At 40.5% G+C, this 232-nt stretch carries 1 protein-coding gene; it reads left to right on the top strand.

Translation table 11 applies throughout. The features are described from left to right. Window positions 1-232, top strand: a 232-nt coding sequence (locus tag CWC11_RS23025; protein ID WP_502704807.1) for a DUF8453 domain-containing protein, incomplete at both ends; no start/stop codon positions are given.

Here is a 232-nt window from a genome sequence, read left to right as displayed (position 1 = left end):
TTCTCTGGAGAGAAAATAGGTTACTGAGAAAAGCCGGTTCTGAACCAAAGTTAGTTGTATATTTTGAACCTCACCCTGACGGAACTGGTGGATTAAATATTTCTGTAGCTAATGTGGGAACTGGTCCTGCTCGTGATGTTTATATTCAATTTAAAGGGGAGGAGTCTGACTTCACTAATTACAATCTGATTCTTGATTGTACAGGAAAAAGGGGACCACTGACCCTGATACC

Source organism: Pseudoalteromonas sp. S3178 (genome assembly GCF_005886985.1).
GTDB classification, from domain to species: Bacteria; Pseudomonadota; Gammaproteobacteria; order Enterobacterales; family Alteromonadaceae; genus Pseudoalteromonas; species Pseudoalteromonas carrageenovora.
The sequence above is the reverse complement of the archived record's forward strand: the minus strand, read 5'-3'. Positions and strand labels throughout refer to the sequence as shown.